General features: G+C 69.7%; 22 protein-coding genes. 3 read left to right on the top strand and 19 right to left on the bottom strand.

Annotated features, from left to right (window positions below):
• Positions 1 to 74 precede the first annotated feature (74 nt).
• Complete coding sequence (locus JLI01S_RS02830) at positions 75 to 341, top strand: GlsB/YeaQ/YmgE family stress response membrane protein (protein WP_157074795.1); 267 nt, start codon at positions 75 to 77, stop codon at positions 339 to 341.
• 66 nt (positions 342 to 407) lie between these two features.
• On the opposite strand, the gene JLI01S_RS02825 is transcribed toward JLI01S_RS02830, so the two are convergent.
• Positions 408 to 1,112, bottom strand: coding sequence for a ferritin-like fold-containing protein (locus JLI01S_RS02825; RefSeq protein WP_068259633.1), 705 nt, complete (start codon positions 1,110 to 1,112; stop codon positions 408 to 410).
• Positions 1,113 to 1,328: 216 nt separating this feature from the next.
• On the opposite strand from JLI01S_RS02825, the gene JLI01S_RS02820 reads away from it, so the two are divergent.
• Complete coding sequence (locus JLI01S_RS02820; RefSeq protein ID WP_068259810.1) at positions 1,329 to 2,939, top strand: DEAD/DEAH box helicase; 1,611 nt, start codon at positions 1,329 to 1,331, stop codon at positions 2,937 to 2,939.
• A 76-nt stretch (positions 2,940 to 3,015) separates the two neighbouring features.
• Here JLI01S_RS02820 and JLI01S_RS02815 read toward each other — a convergent pair whose 3' ends face one another.
• From JLI01S_RS02815 to JLI01S_RS02740, 16 genes are all read right to left on the bottom strand, one after another.
• A complete protein-coding gene (locus JLI01S_RS02815; RefSeq protein ID WP_068259631.1) occupies positions 3,016 to 3,789 on the bottom strand; it encodes a ParA family protein in 774 nt (257 codons plus the stop codon).
• Between the two features lie 89 nt (positions 3,790 to 3,878).
• Positions 3,879 to 4,727 carry a PHP domain-containing protein gene (locus JLI01S_RS02810; protein WP_084349139.1) on the bottom strand — a complete coding sequence of 283 codons (849 nt, stop codon included), beginning with the start codon at positions 4,725 to 4,727 and terminating at the stop codon, positions 3,879 to 3,881.
• A 29-nt stretch (positions 4,728 to 4,756) separates the two neighbouring features.
• Positions 4,757 to 5,542, bottom strand: a complete 786-nt coding sequence (locus JLI01S_RS02805; protein WP_068259624.1) for an enoyl-CoA hydratase/isomerase family protein — start codon at positions 5,540 to 5,542, stop codon at positions 4,757 to 4,759.
• A 20-nt stretch (positions 5,543 to 5,562) separates the two neighbouring features.
• On the bottom strand, positions 5,563 to 6,771 hold the full coding sequence (pcaF, locus tag JLI01S_RS02800; RefSeq protein ID WP_281177444.1) for a 3-oxoadipyl-CoA thiolase: 1,209 nt from the start codon (positions 6,769 to 6,771) through the stop codon (positions 5,563 to 5,565).
• Complete coding sequence (locus JLI01S_RS02795; RefSeq protein ID WP_157074794.1) at positions 6,768 to 7,304, bottom strand: DUF6158 family protein; 537 nt, start codon at positions 7,302 to 7,304, stop codon at positions 6,768 to 6,770. The genes pcaF and JLI01S_RS02795 overlap by 4 nt, the downstream gene beginning before the upstream one ends.
• A 22-nt stretch (positions 7,305 to 7,326) precedes the next feature.
• Entirely contained in the window at positions 7,327 to 7,848 is a 522-nt protein-coding gene (locus JLI01S_RS02790) for a gamma carbonic anhydrase family protein (protein WP_068259622.1), read from the bottom strand.
• Between the two features lies 1 nt (position 7,849).
• Positions 7,850 to 8,710 carry an amidohydrolase family protein gene (locus JLI01S_RS02785; RefSeq protein ID WP_068259620.1) on the bottom strand — a complete coding sequence of 287 codons (861 nt, stop codon included), beginning with the start codon at positions 8,708 to 8,710 and terminating at the stop codon, positions 7,850 to 7,852.
• Between the two features lie 6 nt (positions 8,711 to 8,716).
• Entirely contained in the window at positions 8,717 to 9,046 is a 330-nt protein-coding gene (gene fdxA / locus JLI01S_RS02780; RefSeq protein ID WP_055996200.1) for a ferredoxin, read from the bottom strand.
• Between the two features lie 13 nt (positions 9,047 to 9,059).
• Positions 9,060 to 10,076, bottom strand: coding sequence for an NAD(P)/FAD-dependent oxidoreductase (locus tag JLI01S_RS02775; protein ID WP_068259618.1), 1,017 nt, complete (start codon positions 10,074 to 10,076; stop codon positions 9,060 to 9,062).
• Positions 10,073 to 11,656: a benzoate-CoA ligase family protein gene (locus tag JLI01S_RS02770; protein ID WP_068259616.1), complete on the bottom strand. Its 1,584-nt coding sequence runs from the start codon at positions 11,654 to 11,656 to the stop codon at positions 10,073 to 10,075. Before JLI01S_RS02770 ends, JLI01S_RS02775 begins: the two co-directional genes overlap by 4 nt.
• Before the next feature lie 5 nt (positions 11,657 to 11,661).
• Positions 11,662 to 13,356 (bottom strand): 2,3-epoxybenzoyl-CoA dihydrolase, encoded by a 1,695-nt coding sequence (boxC, locus tag JLI01S_RS02765; protein WP_218005448.1) that lies wholly within the window; start codon positions 13,354 to 13,356, stop codon positions 11,662 to 11,664.
• Between the two features lie 123 nt (positions 13,357 to 13,479).
• Positions 13,480 to 14,193, bottom strand: a complete 714-nt coding sequence (locus tag JLI01S_RS02760) for an ABC transporter ATP-binding protein (RefSeq protein ID WP_068259613.1) — start codon at positions 14,191 to 14,193, stop codon at positions 13,480 to 13,482.
• Positions 14,190 to 15,128 carry an ABC transporter ATP-binding protein gene (locus JLI01S_RS02755; RefSeq protein ID WP_218005447.1) on the bottom strand — a complete coding sequence of 313 codons (939 nt, stop codon included), beginning with the start codon at positions 15,126 to 15,128 and terminating at the stop codon, positions 14,190 to 14,192. The genes JLI01S_RS02760 and JLI01S_RS02755 overlap by 4 nt, the downstream gene beginning before the upstream one ends.
• Positions 15,125 to 16,087, bottom strand: coding sequence for a branched-chain amino acid ABC transporter permease (locus JLI01S_RS02750; protein ID WP_068259610.1), 963 nt, complete (start codon positions 16,085 to 16,087; stop codon positions 15,125 to 15,127). The genes JLI01S_RS02755 and JLI01S_RS02750 overlap by 4 nt, the downstream gene beginning before the upstream one ends.
• Complete coding sequence (locus tag JLI01S_RS02745) at positions 16,084 to 16,989, bottom strand: branched-chain amino acid ABC transporter permease (RefSeq protein WP_068259607.1); 906 nt, start codon at positions 16,987 to 16,989, stop codon at positions 16,084 to 16,086. Before JLI01S_RS02745 ends, JLI01S_RS02750 begins: the two co-directional genes overlap by 4 nt.
• A gap of 30 nt (positions 16,990 to 17,019) precedes the next feature.
• Complete coding sequence (locus JLI01S_RS02740) at positions 17,020 to 18,246, bottom strand: ABC transporter substrate-binding protein (RefSeq protein WP_068259600.1); 1,227 nt, start codon at positions 18,244 to 18,246, stop codon at positions 17,020 to 17,022.
• A gap of 225 nt (positions 18,247 to 18,471) precedes the next feature.
• On the opposite strand from JLI01S_RS02740, the gene JLI01S_RS02735 reads away from it, so the two are divergent.
• Positions 18,472 to 19,335 (top strand): PaaX family transcriptional regulator, encoded by an 864-nt coding sequence (locus JLI01S_RS02735; protein WP_218005446.1) that lies wholly within the window; start codon positions 18,472 to 18,474, stop codon positions 19,333 to 19,335.
• A gap of 273 nt (positions 19,336 to 19,608) precedes the next feature.
• On the opposite strand, the gene JLI01S_RS02730 is transcribed toward JLI01S_RS02735, so the two are convergent.
• Together JLI01S_RS02730 and boxB are read right to left on the bottom strand one after the other, a co-directional pair.
• Positions 19,609 to 20,145 (bottom strand): GNAT family N-acetyltransferase, encoded by a 537-nt coding sequence (locus JLI01S_RS02730; protein WP_068259597.1) that lies wholly within the window; start codon positions 20,143 to 20,145, stop codon positions 19,609 to 19,611.
• Positions 20,142 to 21,635 carry a benzoyl-CoA 2,3-epoxidase subunit BoxB gene (boxB, locus tag JLI01S_RS02725; protein ID WP_068259593.1) on the bottom strand — a complete coding sequence of 498 codons (1,494 nt, stop codon included), beginning with the start codon at positions 21,633 to 21,635 and terminating at the stop codon, positions 20,142 to 20,144. The genes JLI01S_RS02730 and boxB overlap by 4 nt, the downstream gene beginning before the upstream one ends.
• Positions 21,636 to 21,689 lie beyond the last annotated feature (54 nt).

Below are 21,689 nucleotides of genomic sequence, written 5' to 3'. Positions count from 1 at the left end.
TTGGTCACGAAGCCCGCACGGGCTACTGAGAGCGCCCGCTCACCCCTGTCGGGCGCAAGAAGGAGTGATCAACTGTGTGGACCATCATCGTCACCGTCATCATGGGCGCCATCATCGGTGCACTCGCTCGCCTGGTGCTGCCGGGCAAGCAGAGCATCTCGACGCTCGTCACCGTGATCCTCGGCATCCTCGGTGCCCTCATCGGCTCCTGGGCGTACACGGCCCTGTCCGGTAACGAGAGCACCAGCGGCATCGACTGGATCGCTCTCGTCCTCGGCGTCATCGCCGCTGCGGTCCTGATCGTCATCTACGGCATGATCGTCGGCCGCAAGCAGGTCTGACGCACCACGTACGACACGTTGGGGGCCCGCCGACTCGGCGGGCCCCCTTCGTCATGTCCGGGCAGGTCAGGCGGAGAGGCCGAGCCGGCCCATCCGCAGCTGGTGCCGGTCGGTCAAACGCTGCATGAGATGGCCGACCTCCTCGAGGGTCGCGCCGGGGCGGTCGTGGCTCAGCCCGAGCACCAGGTCGCTGAGGGCCTCGCGCTGCGCGGCCACCACCTGTCCCTGCGTCAGGGCCTCGCCCATCAGACGGCGCCCCCACAGCGCGAGCGGACCGCCACGTCGCGAGTCCTCACGGATGCCCTCACGCACGGCCGAGACGATCGTGTCGACATCACGGTGGTCGCTCTCCTTGGCCCGCTCGATGACCTCCCGTGACTGCGGGTCGATGTACTTGGCGATCTCGACGAAGAAGTCGTTGGCGATGCCGTCGCCGATGTACGCCTTGACCATGCCCTCGAGCAGATCCCGCGGCCGCGTGCGCGCGTGGTAGGCCTCAAAAGCGTCTTCGAAGGGCGCCATCGCCGTCACCGGGTCCCCACCGAGCTGGGTGATGCGGTCACTCAGGATCTCGTGGTTGTGGAACTCCTTGACCGCCATACCGGCCAGCGCGCGCTTCAGTCGCAGGTCGCGGGCCATCTCGGAGTCGGTGGCCATCCGGGTGAACCCCGAGATCGTGCCGTACGCGACCGCGCCGAGCAGCTCGATCGTCCCCTCCCTCTCACGCGCGCCGAGACCGTCGGAGGACGAAGGGGGTGCCTGCTCAGTCATGCCACGCAGCCTAGTGCGCACAGCCGTCGTTTCGGCCCAGACCGGGGGCGGCGGGTAGCATGGAGGAGACCAGCGGTGCCCGGTCGGCATCCTTTACGCCCGGACGAGACGTCCGGCGCGGTCGCCCCTCTCTCGGCAGACCGCATGACTGACCTCCGATCGGCCCGTGCCATCCACGGCGCGCGCTTCGCGCCGTCCACGCTGATCGTGAGACGCATGTCCGACCCCACCACGCCCGAATCACTGCCCGACGTCGACCGCGAAGCCGTCCAGGCCACGCCCGATGTCGAGGGCACCGCCCCCGAGGCGGCCCAGCAGACCTTCGCCGACTTCAACGTCAACCCCGAGATCGTCGCCGCGCTGGCCGACGCGGGGATCGTCAACCCCTTCCCCATCCAGGCCATGACCCTGCCGGTCGCCCTGGGCCGCCACGACATCATCGGCCAGGCCAAGACCGGTACCGGCAAGACGCTCGGCTTCGGCATCCCGATCCTCGAGCACATCGACCTCGAGTCCGATGACCCGCGCCCGCAGGCCCTCGCGGTCGCCCCGACGCGTGAGCTCGCCGGCCAGGTGGCCGCCGACCTCGAGCGTGCCGGCAAGCGTCTGGGCATCAAGGTCCTGACCGTCTACGGCGGCCGCGCCTACGAGCCGCAGATCGAGGCGCTGAAGAAGGGCGTCCACGTCGTCGTCGGCACCCCGGGCCGCCTGATCGACCTGGCCCAGCAGAAGCACCTCGACCTCTCGGCGACCAAGACCGTCGTCCTCGACGAGGCCGACGAGATGCTCGACCTGGGCTTCCTGCCCGATGTCGAGAAGATCATGGCGATGACCTCCCCGGCCCGCCACACCATGCTCTTCTCCGCGACGATGCCCGGCGCGATCGTCGCCCTGGCCCGCCGCTACATGACGCAGCCGACCCACATCCGCGCGATGAGCGAGGACGGCGAGGCCGACAGCCACACCGTCAAGGCGACCGAGCAGTTCGTCTACCGCGCCCACGCGATGGACAAGGTCGAGATGGTCGCCCGCATCCTGCAGGCCAAGGACCGCGGCCTGACGATCGTCTTCTCCCGCACCAAGCGCACCGCGGCCAAGGTCGCGGACGAGCTCGTCGACCGCGGCTTCGCTGCCGCGTCGCTCCACGGCGACCTCGGTCAGGGTGCTCGCGAGCAGGCACTGCGTGCCTTCCGCAATGGCAAGGTCGACGTCCTCGTCGCGACCGACGTCGCCGCCCGCGGGATCGACGTCACCAATGTCACCCACGTCATCAACTACCAGTGCCCCGATGACGAAAAGACCTATGTCCACCGCATCGGTCGCACCGGCCGCGCGGGCAACACGGGTATCGCCGTGACCTTCGTCGACTGGGACGACGAGACCAAGTGGGCGGTCATCAACCGTCAGCTCGACCTCGGGATCCCCACCGCCACGGAGACCTACTCCAGCAGCCCGCACCTCTTCTCCGACCTCGACATCCCCGAGGGCACCAAGGGCCGCCTCCCCCGTACCCAGCGCACCCGTGAGGGCCTGGATGCCGAGCAGCTCGAGGACGTCGGTGAAACCGGCAAGTCCAGTGGTCGTCGTCCGAGCGGCCGCGGCGGCTCCGGTGGCGGACGCGACGGTGGCCGCGGTGGACGTGACGGTGACCGTGGCGGCCGTGATGGCGGCAACCGCGATGGTGGCCGCGGTGGCAACCGGGACACCCAGCGCAGCAGCGACCAGCCCAGCCAGGCGCAGGGCGACGGCGAGGGCCGTCCGCGTCGTCGCCGCAACCGTCGCCGCACCCACGGCGGGCAGGCCGGTCAGGCGCAGGACGCCGGCTGAGGCTCGACCTCCCTCCTCCACGACGAAGCGCCCCATCATGCGGTGGGGCGCTTCGTCGTGTGGCGGGCTGTGCCGGTCAGATCACCGCGAGGATGGCCTCGGTGACCTCGCGGTAGGCAGCGGCACCCTTGCTGCTGCCAGCGGTGTCGAGGATCGAGCGACCAGCGGCCGGCGCCTCGGCGAAGCGGACGGTCCGTGGGATCGGCGGCGAGAGGACGGGCAGCTTGTAGCGGGTGCCCAGGTCGTCGAGGACCTCGCGGGCGTGGTTGGAGCGCCCGTCGTACATCGTCGGCAGGATGCCGATCGTCTTCAGCTTCTTGTTGAGCAGCTTCTTGACGTCCTTGACGGTGTCGAGCAGCTGACCGACACCGCGGTGGCTGAGCATCTCGGCCTGCATCGGGATGATCAGCCCCGTCGCGGCGGTGAGCGCCGACAGCGTGAGGACCCCGAGGCTCGGGCTGCAGTCCAGGAGGATGACGTCGTAGTCCGTGCGCACGTCCTCCAGGACCGACTGCAGGACGAACTCGCGTCCCGGCCGGGTCAGCAGCTGCGCCTCCGAGCCGGCGAGCTCGATCGTCGCGGGGAGCAGGTCGACGCCGTCGCTGATCTGCAGGATCGCGTCGGCGACCTCGGCCTGACCCAGGACGACCTCGTTGACGGACAGCTCGACGGCGTCGGGGTCGACCCCGAGGCTGAAGGTCAGGCTCGCCTGCGGGTCGAGGTCGACGAGCAGGATGCGACGTCCGAGCTCGGCCATCGCGGCACCGATGGATGCGACCGACGTCGTCTTGGCGACGCCGCCCTTTTGGTTGGCGACAGCGATGATGGCTGCCTTCTTCGCCCGTGCCACGTGTGACGCCTTTCGATCGGAGCCGATGCGGGCTCATCCTCTCACCCTCCCCCAGAGCGAAGGGGGGCGACCGGCCGTTTGCCTACTGGTCAGTACACAACAGGCGTGATCCCTGAGGCCGCCGCCACGATGCGCTCCAGGGCCTCGGGGGTCGTCGTGTACTCGCCGAGGCGGTTGTCCTTGCCGTCACCGTGGAAGTCGCTGCTGCCCGTGACGACGAGGTCGTGCTCGACGGCCAGTCGCCGGGCGAAGGCCCGGCCGTCCTCGTCATGGTCGCGATGGTCGGCCTCGATGCCCACGAGCCCGGCCTCGGCGAGCAACGCCACGTCGTCGGCCCCGAGGGAGCGCTGACGCTTGACCGCGAAGGGGTGGGCGACGACGGGGACCCCACCAGCGGCACGGACGAGCCGGACCGCCTCGGCCGTGTCGACGGCGTAGTGCGGCTCGTAGTAGGACGAACCGTTGTGCAACCAGCGCGCGAAGACCTCGTTGCGGTCGGTGGCGATCCCGTTGGCCACGAGCGCGTCCGCGAGGTGCGGGCGACCCAAGGAGGTCTCGTCGTCGGCCACCTGTGCCAGGACGTCCTCCCACGTGACCGCGACCCCGTCATCGGCCATGTGCGCGACGATCCGCTGCAGCCGGGGTACGCGGTCCTCGCGCATCCGGCGCATCTCCCCCGTCAACGCCTCGTCCGTCGGGTTGAAGAGATAGGCCAGCAGGTGCACCGTCCGTCCGCGGTGACGGGTCGACAGCTCGGCCCCGCGCACGAGCGCCACGCCGTGGCGCTGCGCGGCCGCAGCGGCCTCGTCCCACCCCGCGGTCGTGTCGTGGTCGGTGATCGCGAGGGTCGTCAGGCCCGCCTCGGCCGCCTGGACGAGCAGAGCGGCGGGCGCATCGGTGCCGTCGCTGCGGGAGCTGTGGGTGTGCAGGTCGATCACCTCAACCACACTAGCCCGGCGCGGAGGGCTCAGCGCAGACCCGGCCAGCGCGGCGCGCGCTTCTCGGCGAAAGCCCGCACGCCCTCGGCACGGTCCGCGCTGAAGGCCGTGTCGTGCCACCGCGCGTCCTCGATGTCCAGGCCCTCGTCGACCGTGACGTCCAGCCCGGCACGCATTGCTGCCTTGGCATTGCGGACGCCGATCGGTGAGTGCTGGGCGATCGTCGCGGCCATGGACAGGGCCTCCCCCCGCGCGTCGTCGACGAAGCGGTCGACGAGACCCAGGCGAGCACCCTCCTCGCCGGTGATCCGTCGCGCGGTGAAGATCAGGTCGGCGGCCCGGGACCAGCCGATGCGACGGGTGAGCAGCTGGGTGCCCCCGCCCCCGGGGATGACCCCCACGGAGACCTCGGGCAGTGCGAAGCTGGCCCGGGGACCGGCGACGATCAGGTCGCACGCGAGGGCGATCTCGCACCCGCCGCCGAGGGCATGACCGTCGACCGCCGCGATGGTCGGCACCGGCAGGTCGTACAACGCCCGGTAGGCCAACCGGTTGCCCGGTCGCTGCGCCCGCAGCTCGTCATCGCTGAACCCGTTGCGCTCCTTGAGGTCCGCCCCGACGCAAAAGGCCTTGGCGTGGCTGGAGGTCACGATCACCGCGCGCACCGAGGTGTCGGCGCGCAGCTGCTCCCCTGCTGCGGCGAGGGCCTGCCCCATCGCCGTGGAGACGGCATTCATCGCCTCGGGGCGGTCGAGGACCACCTCGGCGACGCCATCGTCGTGACGGTCGATGCGGACGAAGGGGGAGTCAGTCATGGAGCTCCGATCTGTGCAGGTCAGGGTCGTGAGAGCAGTGCGGCGATGCCCTGGCCCACGCCGATGCACATGGTGGCGATCGCGTGGTCCAGGTCGTCGTCGGCCATCGAGATGGCTGCGGAGAGGGCGATGCGGGCACCGCTCATGCCGAGCGGGTGGCCCAGGGCGATCGCGCCACCGTGCGGGTTGACGCGCGGGTCGTCGTCCGCGATGCCGAGCTCGCGCAGGACGGCCAGCCCCTGGGAGGCGAAGGCCTCGTTGAGCTCGATGACCCCGACATCGGAAAGGTCGACCCCGGTGCGCTGCACGAGGCGCTGCACCGCGGGCGCCGGGCCCATGCCCATCACCCGCGGCTCGACGCCGATGGTCGTCACGGCATCGACCCGGGCGATCGGCGTCAGTCCGTGGCGCTCGACGGCCTCCTCCGAGGCGACGAGCAGCGCGGCGGCACCGTCGTTGATGCCCGAGGAGCTGCCGGCGGTCACCGAGCCACCTTCGAAGAGCGGCTTGAGACCCGCGAGCGCCTCCATCGACGTCGAGCGAGGGTGCTCATCGGTGTCGACGACCACCGGCTCGGCCTTGCGGCGCAGGACGCTGACGGGGACGATCTCGCGGGCGAGCCGGCCAGAGGCGATGGCCGCGGCAGCCTTGTCCTGCGAGCGCAGCGCGAAGGCGTCCTGGTCCTCACGAGAGATCCCGTGGTCGACCGCCACGTTTTCGGCGGTGCGAGGCATCGGGTCGGTGCCGTACATCCGCTGCATCTCGGGGTTGACGAAGCGCCAGCCCATGGTCGTGTCCTCGAGCTGCATCGAGCGGGAATAGGCCTTGTCCGCCTTGGGCATGACGAAGGGGGCCCGACTCATGCTCTCCGCTCCCCCGGCGACCACGAGGTCGGCGTCGCCGGCGACGATTGCGCGGGCTGCGTAGCCCACGGCGTCGAGGCCCGAGCCGCACAGCCGGTTGATCGTCGTGCCGGAGACCGTGACCGGCATCCCGGCGAGCAGCGCCGCCATCCGCGCGATGTTGCGGTTGTCCTCACCGGCCTGGTTGGCATTGCCCAGCACGACGTCGTCGACGAGTGACGGGTCGAGGCCCTCGTGACGGGCCAGCAGCTCCCGGATGACGTGCGCGGCCAGATCGTCGGGACGCACGCTCGAGAGCCCGCCGCCGTAGCGACCGATGGGGGTGCGGACCCCGTCGACGATGTAGGCCCGACGGCTCCCGATCACTGGTTGCCCGCGAGCCGGGCGCGGCCGGCGTCGGTGAGGACGCGGTCGGTGCCTTCGGTGGCGACGAGCTGCGGGTCCGACTTGTAAAGGTCGGCGCGCAGGGCCGGCTCGAGCCCGACCTCACGCGCGGCCTGGTGGGCCTCGAGCTTGTTGAGCCGGCCACCGTTGTCCGCCAGCCGCTGCAGGAAGGCGCGGGCCGGGTCGCCGGCGGCCATCTCGTCGTGGGTCTGGGGGTCGGGCAGGTCGACGAGCACCTCAAGCTGGGCGATGACCGCCCGGACGGTCTCGCGCCACGAGGCAGCGGTCTGGGCGATGTCAGTGGCAGCGCCACCGCTGCCCTGCCAGGTGCGCTTGGGGTAGCGGCGCACGTACTCGCGCTCGAGCTCGAGCATGCGGGCGGTGTGGTGGGCGAACTGCTCGGCGCTGCCGTGCAGGAAGACCCAGTTGCGGGTCTCGTGGGCACGCGTTCCCTGCGACTCGAGCTCCTCGTCGCTCAGCTCGGATGCGGGGACACCCTGGGTGGCGTCATTCATGATCTTTCCCTTCATCGGTGCGTCAGTCGAGCCGGCGCAGCTGGTCGCGATAGCGGGTGGAGTTGTGGAGGTACTCGCCGACGCCGAAGCGGATCCACTCCGCGGCCTCGGCGGGAGCGGGGCGCACCTTGGCGGGCACGCCGACAGCCATCGAGGACGGCGGGACCGTGGCGTGCTCGGTGACGACGGCTCCGGCGCCGACCACCGACCCGGCGCCGATGGTGGCGAAGTTGAGGACGACCGACCCGGAGCCGATGAGGCAGCCGTCCCCGATCGTGCAGCCCTCGAGGTGGACGTTGTGCCCCACGACGCAGTCGGCGCCGATGGCGGTGGGCTGCTCCTCGATGCAGTGGACGATGGTGCCGTCCTGGACCGAGCTGCGGTCCCCGACGAGGATCCTGCCGAAGTCGGCGCGCAGCACCGCCGTCGGCCACACCGATGACTGCTCCCCCAGCGTCACTCCACCGATGACGACCGCGTCCGGGTGGACATAGGCGGAGGCAGGGATGACCGGGACGATGTCGCCGAGTGCGTAGATCGCCATGTCAGGCCACCGACGGCAGGTCGCGATAGACACGGAGGGCGTTGCCGCCCAGGACCGCCGGGACGTCCCCGGCAGGCACCAGGTCGGCGACGGCGCGAGCGTTGAGGTCGGCGCCGGGCACCCCGGGCCAGTCGGTCGCGAAGATCATCTTCTTGGCCAGGCGCCGCAGGCCGGCGGCAGCGTAGTACTCGGGCAGTCGCTTGGGCGGCAGCCCGGACAGCTCGATCCACACGTGCGGGTTGCTCATCGCCATGAAGGCCGCCTGCTCGTACCACCAGCCGCGCCCACCGTGGGCGAGGACGATGTCGAGCTCGGGGAAGTCCCGGGCGACCGGGAGCAGGTAGGTCGGGTCGGCGTACTGGTTGGACGACCCGGCGAAGGTCGACGTCCCGCAGTGCACGACGAGCGGGGCGCCCTCCTCCACCAGCACCTGGTAGGCCGGGTAGAGCATCGGGTCATCGCAGCGGAAGCCGCCGTGGACGGGATGCAGCTTCAGCCCCGCCGCCCCCAGCCCGAGCTGTCGGCGCACCTCGTCGCCGATCGGGTGGTGCAGGTGCGGGTTGACATTGCCCATCGGCCGGAAGCGCTGCGGGTTGTGCTCGACGATCGGCAGCAGGTCCTCGAAGAGCTGCATGCCGGTCGCCTTGGGGCTGTACTCGCAGAAGATCACGGCAACGTCCACGCCCTGGTCGGCGAAGAGCTCGTCGATGACATCGGGACGGGGACTCCCTTCGCCGTCCCAGGCACGCTCGAGCAACCCCTCCGGGCCGAACTGGCGCGCCCAGTCGATCCACGAGGGGGCGAGCGTCGAGAGGACGGGCACGTGGACGTGCGCGTCGATGAGCTGGTGTCCGTCGAGCACGGCGCCTCAGAGGTCCTTGACCATGGGGGTGTCGACCCCGATGGGACCGGTCTTGTGCGACCCACCCGGGGCACCGAGCGGCTCGTCGCGCCCCTCGAGGGTCTCGGTGAAGAAGCGTCGGTTGTCCTCGATGTGCTCCGTCATGTCGTCCGCGACGCGACGATCCTGGCTGATCGCCTCGACGGGGCACACGGGCTCGCAGGCGCCGCAGTCGATGCATTCCTTGGGGTTGATGTAGAGCTTGCGGTCACCCTCGTAGATGCAGTCGACGGGGCACTCCTCGGTGCAGGACGTGTCCATGACGTCCAGGCAGTGGCCGGCAATGACGTACGGCATGTCGAATCCTCTCTCAGGCGGGCTGCGGGACGGCAGGCTGCTGGTCAGTCGAGTGTCCCGGAAACAGTTGCGCATCGGGGTCGATGTGGACGGCCGCGTTGTTGACCGCCGTGGCCACCTCGCCGAACCCGACCGCGATGAGGCGGACCTTGCCGTCGTACTCGGTGATGTCGCCGGCGGAGAAGACCCCCGGGACATTGGTGCGCATGGCCGGGTCGACGACGAGGTGCCGGTTGTCGTGCAGCTCGACACCCCACTCGCGAAGGGGGCCGAGGTTGGCGGTGAAGCCGAGCGCGGCCACGAGCTTGGTGCAGGGCAGGGACCGGGGGTCCTCCCCCTTCGGCGTGATCGTCACCGTCTCCAGGAGGTCACTGCCGACGGTCTCGGTGACCTGGGCGTTGAGGACGACCTCGACCGGCGCCGCCTCCATCTGCTCGACCGACCCGTGGTGGGCGCGGAATTTGTCGCGCCGGTGCACGAGGGTGACGCTCTTGGCGATCGGGTGGAGCATGTTGGCCCAGTCCACCGCCGAGTCGCCGCCTCCGACGATGACGACGTCCTGCCCGGCGTACTCCGCCGAGCTGGGCACGAAGTACTCCAGTCCCCGACCGAGGAAGTCCTCACCAGCCGGCAGGGTGCGCGGGGTGAAGGTGCCGATGCCGCCCGTGACGATGACCGCACCGGCGTCGATCTTGTCGCCCGTGCTCGTCGTCACGACGAGGCGCTCACGTCCCTCACCATCGGGCACGTGCTCCAGGTCCTGGGCCTCCTGACCGAGCAGGTACTGCGGGTTGTACGGGGCGGCCTGCTCGACGAGGTTCGCGATGAGCTGGCGTCCGGAGACGGCTGGGAAGCCGGCGATGTCGAAGATCTGCTTCTCCGGGTACATCGCGGTGACCTGGCCACCGACCTGGCTGAGGCTGTCGACGACGGCGGTGCTCAGACCGCGGACCCCGGCGTAGTAGGCACCGAAGATGCCCACCGGTCCGGCGCCGACGATGAGCAGGTCGACCTTCGTGGTGGTGCTCATGAGACGGCCTCCTTGGCCTCGAGTTCCTTGACGAGCGCGCGCACCTTGAAGCGCTGCATCTTGCCCGTGGCTGTCTTGGGCAGCTCGTCGACGAAGTACACGTGACGCGGACGCTTGAAGGGGGCCAGCCCTTCGCGGCACCACGCGTCGAGCTCCTGCGGGGTCACCGCGGACCGGGTGACGACGACGGCGACCGGCTTGACCAGCCCGTCGGCGTCCTCCTGACCGACGACGGCGCACTCGGTGATCGCGTCGTGTGCGAGGAGGCGGTCCTCGACCTCGGTCGGGCTGACCCAGATGCCACCGGCCTTGAGCAGGTCGGTCGCCCGACCCATGCAGGTGTAGAAGCCCTCGGTGTCGCGCACATAGGTGTCACCGGTGTTGAGCCACTCGCCCTGGAAGACGGTGCGCGTCGCCTCGGCTCGGCGCCAGTACCCCAGCGCCGAGGACGCGCCACGGACGAAGAGGGTGCCCGGATCACCGTCGGCGACGAGCGTGCCGTCGAGATCACGGATCTCGAGGTCGTAGCCGGGGACGGCCTTGCCGGTCGTGCCCATCTTGATCTCACCGGGACGGTTGGACAAGAAGATGTGCAGGCACTCGGTCGAGCCGATCCCGTCGAGGATCTCCAGACCGAAGCGGTTCTTCATCCGCTCCTGCACCCCTCGGGGCAGGGGTTCGCCGGCCGACGCCCCCAGACGCACACCGGCGAAGGTGTCGTCCGGGATGTCGCTGGACAGCAACCCCGCGTAGAAGGTCGGCACCCCGAAGAAGAGGGTGGGCCGGCCCGTGGCGATCCGCTCGGCCATGCCCGTGGGGGTCGGCCGCTCCGGGTTGAGCACGGCCGTGGCACCCACGGAGAGGGGGAAGAACATCGAGTTGCCGATCCCGTAGGCGAAGAAGAGCTTCGCCACGGACAGGCAGCGATCCTGCGCAGTGATGCCGAGGACCTGGGCGCCGTAGGTGTCGCAGACGAGACGGATGTTCTCGTGCCGGTGCATCGCCCCCTTGGGCTTGCCGGTGGTGCCCGACGTGTAGAGCCACAGGGCCCATGCGTCGGAACCAGCGGGAACGGGCTCGTGCTCGGCCGCGTCGACCTGGGCTCCGCGGGCGACGAGGTCCTCCCATGAGAGCTGCTCCGGCCCGGTGACGACCGCGGCGCCCTCGCCCGGATCGCCGTCCCAGATGACCTGGCGCAGGTCCGGGCACAGTGCCGCCGCACTCGCAGCGGCGTCCGCGAAGGTCGAGCTCGCGACGAGGGCGACCGCACCGCAGTCGTTGATGATCTCGGCGAGCTCCTGCGGCCCGTACATGGTCGAGATGGGCACCGCGACGAAACCGCCACGCATCGCACCGAGGACACCGGCGAAGAGCGCGATGTCGTCGTTGGCGACGAACACGACACGGTCGTCACGGCGCATGCCGAGCGAGCGGAAGCCCGCTGCGGCGCGTCCGGTCAGCTCGACCAGCTCGTCATAGGTCACCGTCCGGGACGGCGTCTCGACGGCCGGGTGGTCACCGCGCTCGGCGGCGACTCGGTCGACGAGCCAGGCTGCAGCGTTGAAGCCGGCTTCTGTCATGCGACTCAGACCCTCTCCAGGTTGTACTCGCCCTTTTGTCCGGAGCCGTAGCGGCGCAGCGCACCGTCGGGACCGGAAGCATTGGGGCGGATGAAGATCCAGTTCTGCCACGCGGTGAGCCGGCCGAAGATCTTGGTCTCCATCGTCTCGGGACCGACGAACCGGTGGTTGGCCTCCATGCCGGTGAGGGCATCCGGGCTGAGCGCTGCGCGCTCCTCGATGACGATGCGCAGCTCGTCCTCGAAGTCGATGTCGTCCAGGGCGAGGGTGACGAGGCCGGCCTTGTCGGCGGCGGCGGCGTCGAGGTCCTGACCCGTGACCGCGCGGGCGGCCTCGAGGTCCTCGTCGCGACCGAAGAAGCGCGACTGCAGACGGGTCAGACCGTTGCCCATCGGGTACCTGCCGTCGTTGACCTCGGTGAGCCGGATCGTGGCCGGCGCCGCGTCGGCGTCGACGTCCTCGTAGACGCCCTCCAGCATGTACTGACGGTCGGCGGCCAGGGCCAGCTCGAGGAGGGTGCCGACGAAGGCCGAGCCGGGCTCGATGATGGCCAGCAGGCTGCGCGAGGTGACATCGACGCGCTTGAGCGTGCGCTTGAGGTAGTGGTTGACCTCGTTGATGAACCAGTGGTCGGCCCACTCGGTGAGCTTGGCGTCGTGGGCGAGCACCAGGTCCTGGTCGCCCGTGGCGCGCAGCACCCAGGTGCCGATCTCCAGCTCGTTGGCCCGCAGGTGCAGGATCAGGTCGTCGAGCTCGCGGGCGAGGGCCAGCGGGTAGTAGTCGACGCCCTCGGCCCGGGCTGCCTCGGCATCGGCCGGGGGCTGCTCGGTGGGAGCGGAGACGGTGATGTCGACCGTGCGGCGAGCGCGGTCGATCTGCGCGGAGACGTGGCCGTAGGAGATCGAGTCGCCGTCGATCGTGCGCTGCAGCTCGGTGAGCTGGACGCCCTCGCCGGCCTGACCGCTGCGGGTGGACTCGGCAGCCGCGGCCTTGGCGCGCTTGCTGATCTCCTCGTCCCAGGAGCCGCGGGGGAAGGTGGCGTCGATGAAGCCCCAGTCGACGGCGGTGTCGCCGCGGTAGCCCTCGGACTTGGTCGCGAAGAGGTCGGCCCGGTCCTTGCGGACGTGGCGCTTGTCGACGACGCGCGTCAGGCCGCCGGTCCCGGGGAGGACGCCGAGCAGCGGGACCTCGGGAAGGGAGACGGTCGAGCTGTTGTCGTCGACGAGGACGATGTCGTCGCAGGCGAGGGCGAGCTCGTAGCCGCCACCGGCCGCGGTGCCGTTGAGGGCAGCGATCCACTTCTGGCCGGAGTTGGCGGTCGCGTCCTCGATGCCGTTGCGCGTCTCGTTGGTGAACTTGCAGAAGTTCACCTTCCAGCTGTGCGGCGAGGCCGCGAGCATCCTGATGTTGGCGCCGGCGCAGAACATCCGCTCGATGCCGGAGGTCATGACGACCGCCTTGACCTCGGGGTGCTCGAAGCGCATCCGCTGCACGACGTCGTAGAGCTCGATGTCGACACCCAGGTCGTAGCTGTTCATCTTCAGCTCGTAGCCGGGGACGAGGCCGCCCTGCTCGTCGACCGCCAGCTTCACCGTGGCGACGTCGCCGTCGTACTCGACGGCGAAGTGGCGGTAGGAGTCAGGGGAGGTCCGGAACTCGACGACGGGGGGCGCCGCCTTCTCGATGGTGGTCTCGCTCACGTCAAACCTTCCGTCGTTCGGATCGCACGCCGCGGGGACCACGGCATCGGGGTACCCGTCTATCTTCTACATTCACTACGCGATCCGTCAAGGGGTTGTAGTATTTTTATTCGTCGGCGCCATCTAGCCGACCCCGAGCAGACGTCGCGCCCTCGGGGCATCGCTGCGGAACTCCTCGGTGGTGCTCTCGTGGACGATCCGCCCCTTTTCCATCACCACGACGCGATCGGCCACCGAGAAGGCCGCGCGCAGGTCCTGCTCCACGAGCAGGACCGTGATGCCCTCCTGCGCCAGCTCCCGGACGATGCCCATGACCTGCTGGACGATCGCCGGGGCCAACCCGTCGGACGGCTCGTCCAGGAGCAGCACCCGCGGGCCGAGGAGGAGCGCGCGCCCGATGGCCAGCATCTGCTGCTCACCGCCGGAGAGCTGGTCGCCTCGGTTGGTCCTGCGCTCACGCAGGCGCGGCATGAGCTCGTAGACGCGCTCGAGGGACCACTCCCCCGAGTGCTTGCCCTCCGCGATGCGCAGGTTGTTGTGCACCGTGAGCGGCGCGAAGACCCGCCGCCCCTGGGGGACGATCGCCACGCCGGCCCTGGCCCGCGCATGCGTCGGCAGGCCGGTGATGTCCTCGCCCCCGACGTGGATGCTGCCTCGCTGGGTGCTGACGAAGCCCATGACCGTCGACATCAGCGTCGTCTTGCCCACGCCGTTGCGGCCGAGCAGGGCCACGGTCTCGCCGGCGCCCACGTGCAGGTCGACCCCGGTCAGGACGGTGCTGCCGCCGTACCCGGCCTCGACGTCGGCGATCCTCAGGTCTGCTCCGGTGACGCTCATCCGGCGGCCTCCTCGGTGGGGACTGCCGATGTCGTCGACACCGGCAGGTCGGGCGTGACGGGGGTCTCGTGGAAGAGCTCCTCGAGGGAGCCCTCCCCGAGGTAGGCCTGCTGGACGGCAGGGTCCTCACGGACCTCGTCGGCAGGTCCGTCGGCGATGAGGCCCCCGAGGTGGAGGACACTCACGCGGTCGGCCAGCTCGAAGACGAGCTCGAGGTCGTGCTCGATGATCACGACCGTCAGGTCCGACGGCAGCGAGCGCACCAGCTCGATGAAGCGGTGGCTCTCCGCCGGGGACATCCCCGCCGCGGGCTCGTCGAGCAGGAGCAGCCCGGGTCGGGTCGCCAGGGCGACCGCCACCTCGAGCTGTCGGCGCTCACCGTGGCTGAGGTTGCCGGTCATGATGTGCGAGCGGTCGGCCAGGCCGACGTCCGCGACGCACTGCTCGGCAAGGTCGTCGATCTCGGCGTTGCGCCTCGCCGACGAGGTCATCCAGGACATCCCCTTGCCGGCCACCCGTTGCGCCGCGAGCGCGACATTGTCCAAGGGGTTCATCGACATGAAGAGCGAGCTGTGCTGGAAGGTCTTGCCCAGCCCCCTGCGGGCCCGCCAGGCTGCGGAGCGCTTGGTGACGTCCTCCCCGGCGAAGAGGATCTGACCGCTCGTGGTCGGCAGGCCACCAGCCACCAGGTTGAAGAGCGTGGACTTACCCGCTCCGTTGGGTCCGATGAGGGCGTGACGACCCCCCTTCGCCACCTCGAGGCTGACATCGTCGACGGCCACGAGTGCGCCGTACTTCTTGGTGACATTGCGCAGGGTCAGGGCCGGGGGTGCGGCGGTGGCGGTGGAGGCGCTCATGCTCGATTCCCGCAGCCCGACCGGCCCGACGGCCTCCGCTCGTCCCTCGCTGGTGGCGCCGGTCCGTTCGTCGCTCATGCCTGGTCCTCCTGGGGACGTCGGGTGAACAGCTGGCGCCAGTTGGTCCCGGCGAAGCCGTGGGGCAGCAGGTAGACCGCGGCGATGAAGACCAGTCCGAGCAGCAGCGGTCCGCGCCCACCGAGGGAGGCGCCGATGTCATCCCGGACGATTGTCACGAGTGCGGCGCCGAGCACCGCCCCCCACAGCCGTCCGCGACCACCGACCACGACGGCCAGCAGGGCCATGGCGGACACCTCGAAGGCGAGGTCCTCCGGGGAGACGAACCGGTTTTGCGCCACCCACAGGGACCCGGCCGCACCCGCCACCGCACCCGCGATGCCGTAGACGGCCAGCTTGAGCCCGAACGTGGAGTAGCCGATGGAGGCCATCCGCTCCTCGTTGTCACGCAGCCCGCGAAGGGAGCGACCCAGCATCGATCGCGAGGTCCACCACACGATGGCGAAGCCGATGAGGAAGATCAGCAGGATCCACCAGTAGCGGACCCCGGCGAGGGTCACCGGCTCACCACCGGGCGACAGGGTCAGGGACGGGATGCCGTAGAGGCCGTTGGTCCCGCCCGTCAGCCCCTCCCAGCGCTGGGCGAGCACGTGGGCCAGCTCGGCGATGGCCAAGGTGAGCATGAGGAAGTAGGTGCCCTTGGTGCGGACCATGAGCACCCCGGTGAGCAAGGCGAACAGGCCCCCGGCAACCACCGCAACCAGCAGCGGTACAGGGGCGAAGGAGGTGGTGTCACGGGCGACGAGCGCTGCGGCATAGGCACCCACGCCGAAGGGGGCGGCGTGCCCGAGCGAGGGCATCCCCGAGACCCCGACGAGCAGGTCCAGGCTCACGGCGAGCAGTGCCAGCGCGAGCACGCGGCTGAGGGTGTTGGCGATGTCCGCGGGGAAGAGCAGCGGGACGGCCACCAGCAGGAGCACCGAGAGGATCGCGAGAGCGGACGAGAGCTTGGGCCTCATGCCGTCGCCTCCTTCTTGCCGAGCAGACCCTGGGGTCGCAGGAGCAGGACCAGTCCCATCGCGCCGAAGACGAGGAAGGACGCGTGGTCGGGCAGCAACGAGACGCCGAGCGTCTCGATCTGTCCGATGACCAGGGCACCGACGAGCGCGCCGCTCACGGACCCGAGGCCGCCGATGACGACGACGACGAGCCCGAGGAGCAGCACCCGGTTGTCCAGGCTCGGGTAGGCCGAGAGGATCGGGCCGCCGATGACGCCACCGGCGGCGGCCAGGGCCGCGCCCGCGGCGAAGACACCGGTGACCAACCGCTTGGTGTCGACCCCCAGGGCAGAGACCATCTGGGGGTCGACGACCGAGGCGCGCACGAGCGAGCCGACCCGGGTGCGCTCGATGACGTAGAGCGCACCGACGGCGAGCAGCCCGCCGACGACGATGACGATGAGTCGGTAGACCGGGTAGGACTGGCCGAAGATCGTCGCGCTCCCGTCCAGACCAGCAGGCGCCGGGATGGAGCGCACGTCATTGCCGAACTTCATCGCGACGAGGTCGGAGACCACGAGCGCGATGCCGAGCGTCAGCAGTGCTTGATCGAGGTGACCGCGGTGAGCGACCGGCCGGACCATCGCCGACAACCCCCACCCACTGACCCCGCCGATGAACGCGGCGAGCAGGACCGCTCCCCCGAAGGCGAGCAGGGTCATCTTCGTCCCCCCGCCCAGCAGGGCCACGGCGATGTAGGCACCCAGGAGGTAGATGGCGCCGTGGGCGAGGTTCAGGACGTCCATGACGCCGAAGACGAGCGACAGGCCGAGGGCGATGACGAAGAGCAGCACGCCGGTGGCGAGCCCGTCGATCATCGTCACCCCGTTGTCGGTGATGAAGTTGGCCGTCAGTGCGGTCACGAGGATCTCCCAGCAGTGGGTGTGGACGGGTCAGGAAGAGGGCTTGGTGAGCTCGCCCTCGATGACATTGGTCCAGGCGCCGCCCTTCTTCTCGACCTTGCGCAGGTAGTACGTCTGGTCCGGGCCCTGCGTGTCGGAGAAGGACCACGGGCCGCGCGGGCTGTCGACCTCGCCGGCGCTCTTCAGGCCCTCGACGATCTCGTCACCCCCGGTGCCCTTGGTGAGCGCCTTGTCCAGGACCGCGCCGGCGTCGTAGGTCTGCATCGAGTAGACGGTCGGCGGGCCGTCGTTGACCGCCTCATAGGCCTTGACGAAGGTCTTGTTCTTCGGGTTGTCCAGCTCGGAGGAGTAGTGCAGCGAGGTGAAGATGCCCTCTGCCGACTTGCCCTGGGCCTTGAGCGCCCCACCCTCGGTCAGGAAGCCGGTGGCGTAGAAGGGGATGTCCTCGTGCAGGCCGAGCTGGTCGTACTGCTTGACGAAGGTGACCGCCTCGGCGCCGGCGTAGAAGGCGAAGACGGCCTTGGGCTTGGCATTGCGCACCTTCTGCAGGTACGGCTGGAAGTTCGTCGTCTTGCCGAAGGGGGTCATCTGCGTCCCGGCGATCTTGCCGCCGGCGGCCTCGAAGGACTTCTTGAAGCCAGCGAGGAACTCGTCGCCCGCGGCGTAGTCGGGTCCGACGAGGTAGACCCTGCCGTCACCGACCTCCTTGGCGACATGTCCACCGATCGCCTCGCCGACCTCGCCGTTGGCGAAGCTGGTGCGCCACACGTACGGCGACGAGGACTTGCCCGTGATGTCGTCGGCGCCGGCGTTGGTGATGATGAGCGGCTTCTTCGCCTCGGTGAAGGAGTCGGTCAGGCCCAGCGCCACGGCGGAGTTGACGATCCCGACCACGGCGTCGACGGACTCGTCCTGGGCCAGCTTGGTGCCGGCGGGGACCCCGTCCTCAGGACCCGCGCCCTCGTCGACGACGGTCAGCTCGACCTCCTTGCCGCCGAGCTTGTTGTCGTTCTCGTCGAGGTAGAGGCGGAAGCCGGCCTCCATGTCCTTGCCGAGGGGCGCGTAGACGCCGGACTGGGGGACGAGCAGCGCGATCTTGACCTTGCCGTCGTCGCTGCCCTCTCCACCCCCGTCCCCGGAGAGCGCCGATCCGCCACAGGCAGAGAGGGCGAGGGTCACGGTGATGGCCAGGGGAAGGGTGCGGGTGGCGCGCATCGAATACTCCAGGGGTGCGGTCTCGTCATTGAGGGCGACCACGGGGCAGAGACTCCCGACCCCGTTGTCGGTAGCACCGAGAATGACCGTGATTTGTTCTACAGTCAATAGTCGTATCGAAACTGTTTCGTAGTAGTTTTAACTCAGGTCGACCTAAGTTCGACGACGAAGGGGCTTCCCCGCTCCGCGTGCCGAGAGGGGAGTTGCAGGCCCGGACGCCGCAGAGGTGCCACCCTGAGCAGCACACCGCACGAGGAGACGACACACGTGAGCACGAAGGTCGACGACATGACCGCCCCCGCCGACGGGGACCGTTCGCGAGCAGCCAGCGCTCGCTCCCTGCTGCTGACGATCCTGGGCGAGTTCGTCCACTCACGCGACGGATCCGCCTGGACCGGAACGCTGGTTGCCGCGCTGGGCGCCCTGGGCGTGGAGGAGAAGTCTGCGCGGCAGACGATCGCCCGGACGGCCAGCCAGGGGATCATCGCGTCCGAGCGCCACGGCCGCCGCGTGCGCTGGCAGCTCACCGACACCGGCAGTCTCCTGCTCGCCGAGGGGACCGATCGCATCTACAGCTTCCTGCGCCGACCCCACACGTGGGACGGGCAGTGGCTGGTCGTGGCGGCGGCCGTCCCGGAGTCGCAGCGCAGCACTCGGCACAAGCTGCGCACCCGCCTGACCTGGTTGGGGCTGGGCTGCCCGACGCCGGGCATGTGGATCATCCCCGACGCCGACAAGGAGGGCGAGGTGCAGGCGACGCTCACCGACCTCGACCTCGCCGACCGGGCCTTCGCCTGGGTCGGTCGTCGTGCCGCCGGCACCGACCCGGCATCCCTCATCGACGCCGCGTGGGACCTCGCCGAAGTCCGCACCCGCTACCAGGAGTTCGCGGCCGACTTCGCCGAGCGGAGCGTCGACGACGACGCCGCTGCCTTCGCCGCACAGGTCGAGCTCATCCAGGCCTGGCGTTCCTTCCCCTTCATCGACCCCGACCTACCCGCCGAGCTGCTCCCCCCGGACTGGCCCGGGCCAGATGCCGCCACCCTCTTCCACACCCGCCGCGACCGCTGGCACCGCCGCGCCCAGCGCGAGTGGGACCGCATGGAGCAGGCGGCGGGCGAGCGCACCTGACGCAGCATCCTGTTCGCACGCCCCGCTCTTGAGCGCGCCCCGGGCGTGGGGACCGATCCCTCGTAGTTACGTGCGGGTACGACGGGCACCTCCCGTCAGTCCACTCCAGGGAGGCCCGGAATTCCGGGCCTCTTCGTTCAGCCTGCACCGCAGGAGCACGTCGTACCCGCAAGTAGCCCACGCAACGTACGCAGCGAGGCGCCCCGGGGTCCCGCCCGACCCAGGCCGGCAGCCGGGCGCGCAGAGCGCGACGTGCCAGAGATCGGCGCTGAGTCAGAAGCGGTGCGCCTCGACGTCGACGTAGTCGCCGCTCTCCTCCTCGCCCTGCGAGCGCGACCCGGACGGTGCCGCTGTCGTGCTCGGCTCGGGGAGGCGACCGGAGCCGGCCTCGCCGACGTGCTTGCGCAGCGTCGGGTCGCTCTCGTTGCCCTTGTAGCCACGCACGAGCAGCCAGTCGTGCACGTCGTCGCGCTGGGGGTGGGTGTCGCGCACGCTGTTGTGGACGTAGTTGATCCCTCGCGAGCGGGCCTCCTGCTCGAGGTGGTCCATGACGAAGGTCCCGACGCCGGCGCCCTGTCGGGCGGAGTCCACGACGAGGGTGATCTCGGCATCGCCGCCCCACGTCATGTCGAGGAAGCCGAAGCCCACCACCGCGCCAGCGTCCTTGGCGACGAACCAGTCGCCGGGCAGGCCGGCCCCGTCGGCGAAGTCGAGGCCGAGGGCCCCGTCCGGGGCGGAGGCGGCGATGCGTGCCTTGTCCGCGTCCCAGACGGGGTTGTCCTCGCGCTCCCAGGCCAGCTCGACGGTCACGCCGACGCTCCCTCGGCTACGCCCTCCTCGAGGTGGACGTAGTCGTACTCGACCGGCTGGCCGTTGATGCCCGTCGGTGGCTCGGCGATCCAGCTGGCGAACTCGCCCAGCTCGTACACGGGGACCATGAGCTTCGCGACCTCGGCCCGGTCCGCGTCGGTCGGCAGCCAGTCACCCTCGCGGGCCTCCCACGTCGCGTCGTCGAGAACCTCGCCCTCGGGGCTGATCTTGTGGCTGGAGTACACGCCGACCTGACGGTGGAAGCCCTCGTGCGGGATGTAGAGGCGCTCCTCGACACCAGCGTCCTCGAGCGCCTGGTTCCACCGGCGCACGCCGTTCTCGCAGTCAGCGACGTACTCGTCACGCAGGTCCAGGTTGAGCGCGGAGATCATCGGGACCGTCTTGGTCTTGATCTGACCGTCCTCGACGTAGTTCATCTCGCGCTCGTCCTCGAGCAGGGTGTGGTCGTCCTTGCGACGCGTCTCCTGCCAGCGACCCTTGAGACCGGAGCTGTAGTAGTTGCCGGCATTGGTCGACTGCTCGGAGCCGAAGAGGTCCATCGAGACCGAGTACTGGAAGTTCAGGTACTTCTGGATGATGTCGAGCGGGATGACCCCGTCCTCGAAGGTGGCCTTGCCGCCGTTGGCCTTCATGACCTCGGCGGTCTTCTCCACGGTGCGCTGCACCCCCGTGGTCCCGACGAACATGTGGTGGGCCTCCTCCTTGAGCATGAACTCGCAGGTGCGGGCCAGCGGGTCGAAGCCGCTCTCCTTGAGGGTGCCGAGCTGGTACTTGCCGTCCCGATCGGTGAAGTAGGTGAACATGAAGAACTGCAGCCAGTCGGTGGTGGCCTCGTTGAAGGCACCGAGGATGCGCGGGTTGTCGTAGTCGCCCGAGTTGCGCTTGAGCAGCTGCTCGGCCTCCTCGCGACCCTCGCGACCGAAGTACGCGTGGAGCAGGTAGACCATCGCCCACAGGTGACGGCCCTCCTCGACGTTGACCTGGAAGAGGTTGCGCATGTCGTAGATCGACGGCGCGGTGTTGGCCAGGATGCGCTGCTGCTCGACCGAGGCCGGCTCGGTGTCGCCCTGGATGACGATCAGGCGCATCAGGTCCGCGCGGTACTCACCCGGGACCTCCTGCCACGCTGCCTCGCCCTTGTGCTTGCCGAAGTTGACCTCACGGTCGGGGTTGCCCTCGGCGAGGAAGATCCCCCAGCGGTACTCCTCCATCGGCACGTGCTCGAAGTGCGCCCAGCCGTCACGGCCCACGGCCACGGCGGTGCGCAGGTAGACGTCCTTGGTGGGCAGCTCGGGGCCGAGGTTCTTCCACCAGTCGAGGAACTTCGGCTGCCAGCCCTCGAGCGCACGCTGGAGGCGACGGTTCTCGTTGAGGTTGACGTTGTTGGGGATGCGCTGGCTGTAATCGATCGGGCTGGTCGGGCCGGTCGGCTCCGGGGCGGACCCGATGCGGTCGTCGGTCGTCGTCATGCTCTCTCCTAAGTTCGCGTCCTTGCGAGGTCTTACTTATGTTCTACACGTCTA

The sequence above is a fragment of the Janibacter limosus NBRC 16128 genome (assembly GCF_001570985.1).
In the GTDB taxonomy this organism is placed as follows: Bacteria; Actinomycetota; Actinomycetes; order Actinomycetales; family Dermatophilaceae; genus Janibacter; species Janibacter limosus.
Note: the sequence above shows the minus strand (reverse complement) of the source record. Positions and strands in the feature narration are given on the sequence as shown.